The following is a 2,737-nucleotide window of genomic DNA, read 5'->3' on the forward strand; positions in this document are numbered from 1 at the left end:
CTATGGAGGACGTCCAGTTGTAGAGAAATATGGAAAATATCTACTTATTAATAAACACCATTTAGACATAGCAGAAAATTGGTTTAAGCGTTACGGAGCTGGAGTAATATTTTCGGCACGTTTTATCCCAATTGTACGTCATGCAATCTCTATTCCGGCAGGACTAGCTAAGATGCCATTAAAACTTTTCACACTGTATACAGTTGTAGCGATTATTCCATGGTCAATACTATTTATATACTTAGGTGAAAAGCTTGGTGGAAATTGGCGACATATTAAAGAGTATGCATCTGATTACACACATTACATAATTATAGGGGCTGTTCTCTTTGTTGCTCTATACTTCGGTTTAAAGTATTTAAAAAAGAAAAAAGCAGCGCGTTAAAGTCAATGATTTTTCATTGGCTTTTTTTATTGTTTCAGTTCTAAAAAAAAGGAGTTGTCCATAATGTGTAATAATAAAGCGTAGCGGGGGAATGTGATGAAAGGATCACCGTTTTTACGTGGAACGATATTTTTAACGATGGCAACGATGATATCTAAAATGTTAGGGTTTATATATGTTATACCATTTACAGCAATGGTGGGTACGAGTGGGTACGTATTATATACGTATGCATACCGTCCTTATACAATTATGCTTAGTATTGCAACGATGGGATTGCCACTTGCCGTTTCAAAAATGGTTTCAAAATATGATCAACTCAATGATTATCACACTGTTAAGAGAGTGCTAAAGAGTGGTATCGTTTTTATGGTCATTATGGGCGTTATTTCTTGTTTAGCATTATATATGTTAGCACCACATTTAGCTAAACTTGTGATTGATGGAAATGATCAGTCGGGTAATAGTGTGGTAGCTGTCACACACAATATTCAAATTGTAAGTTTTGCGTTAATACTCGTTCCTGTAATGAGCTTGTTACGTGGTTTCTTTCAAGGTTTTCAATCTATGGGACCTTCTGCACTCAGTGTAGTTGTAGAGCAATTTTTTCGGGTCTTAACTATTTTGATAGGAAGCTTTGTCGTTTTATATGTTATAAAAGCTTCTGTTTCGTTGGCAGTTGGTATTTCAACGTTTGGAGCATTTATGGGAGCACTAGGTGGATTAAGTGTTTTAAGTGCGTATTATATAAGAAGGAGAAAACATTTAAAGAAAAAAGAGATTGCCAGTATACCACAAACGACGAAAACTTTTTTTTCGTTGTATAGAGAACTGTTTACATATTCTATTCCTTTCGTTGTAGTTGGATTAGCGATTCCGTTATATCAGACGATTGATACATTTACAATTAATAAGCTACTTATACAAGTAGGATATATGCAAGGAGAAGCAGAAAAGATTAATGCGATTATTGGTCTTGTTCAGATGGTTGTACTTATCCCGGTTTCTGTTGCAACAGCTTTTAGTATGTCCCTTGTACCTGAGATGACGAAAGCTTATACAGCGGGAAATGAGAAGCTACTGTATAAACACTTTACAAGGACAAATTTATTAGTGGTAGGAATTACTGTACCGGCGGCGATTGGAATGATGATTTTAGCAAAACCAGTGTATACTCTTTTATTTGGTGCTGGAAATGATCCGGAGATGGGCAGTATTATTTTGCAGTACTATGCTCCTGCTTGTATACTATTCTCACTATTTACAGTAACCGCTGCCATGTTACAAGGAATTAATCAACAACAGAAAACAGTGCTAGGATTAGTAATCGGAATAACTGTGAAGATAGTTTTAAATATTGTATTGCTACCGTATTTTGATTATGTAAGTTTTATCATTTCGACATACGCTGGCTATACGATTTCGGTCGGCTTTAACTTGTGGATGCTTTCTAAATATGTTATAAAGGCAACATAAGCTTTTTTAAAGGCAGAGAACACTCTGTCTTTTTCTATGTTTACAAGATTTTTCTTAAAAAAACGTTTTCAAAATAATTTTTCTATTGAAATTTAATCGTTTGTTCCATATGCTGAAAATAGCGGTTCAAAAACTGTTGTTTAAGTGAGGTAGATTCCCACATTGAAAAGGAAGACAATAATACTTTAATTATCGTGGATATTCCGACAGTCAGACATGATGAAGAAGGAAATTCAATTTATGACACGATTCCAATAGGTATGATTGTAATGCCAGATTGTTTTGTTACTATTTGTTTAGAAGAAAATCCAATTTTTGAACGCTTTATTAATCAACGTATTAAAGAATTTTATACGTTTAAAAAGACGCGCTTCGCACTTCAGCTCTTATATACAATTTCTACTTATTATTTAAGATACTTAAAGCAAATTAATCGAAAAACAATCGATTTAGAGCACCAATTAAATAAATCGATGAAAAATAAAGAAATTTTCACATTGCTCGGCCTTGAAAAAAGTTTAGTTTATTTTACAACATCATTAAAGGCAAATAAAATTGTAATTCAAAAATTAATGCGAAACAGTACATTTTTGAAAATGTATGAAGACGATCAAGATTTACTAGAAGATGTATTAATTGAAAATAAGCAGGCTATTGAAATGGCGGAAATATATAGTCACATTTTAAGTGGAATGATGAATACATTTAGTTCGGTTATTTCTAACAATTTAAATAGTGTTATGAAACTGTTGACTTCTATTACAATCATTTTATCATTACCAACAATGGTTTCTAGTTTCTTTGGAATGAATGTAAAGGTTCCGTTTGAAGGGGAAGCACATGGTTTTGTAATTGTACTTATAATATGTGTAACAT

Annotated in this window: 2 protein-coding genes and 1 pseudogene; all 3 read left to right on the forward strand. The window is 33.0% G+C overall.

The window, feature by feature from the left end; translation table 11 throughout:
- A partial coding sequence (locus AC1DJR_RS27965; protein WP_477004044.1) for a DedA family protein occupies nt 1-385 on the forward strand: 385 nt, incomplete at its 5' end.
- A 96-nt stretch (nt 386-481) separates the two neighbouring features.
- Nucleotides 482-1,861, forward strand: coding sequence for a putative polysaccharide biosynthesis protein (locus AC1DJR_RS27970; protein ID WP_002031482.1), 1,380 nt, complete (start codon nt 482-484; stop codon nt 1,859-1,861).
- Between the two features lie 146 nt (nt 1,862-2,007).
- Nucleotides 2,008-2,737 (forward strand): annotated as a pseudogene (locus tag AC1DJR_RS27975) (magnesium transporter CorA family protein); the annotation flags it as partial.

The organism is Bacillus sp. 05T31, assembly GCF_056396725.1.

What these genes read in the sequence shown, in the direction of transcription:
- AC1DJR_RS27970 (WP_002031482.1), top strand. Translation starts at nt 482, where the DNA reads ATGAAAGGATCACCGTTTTTACGTGGAACGATATTTTTAACGATGGCA.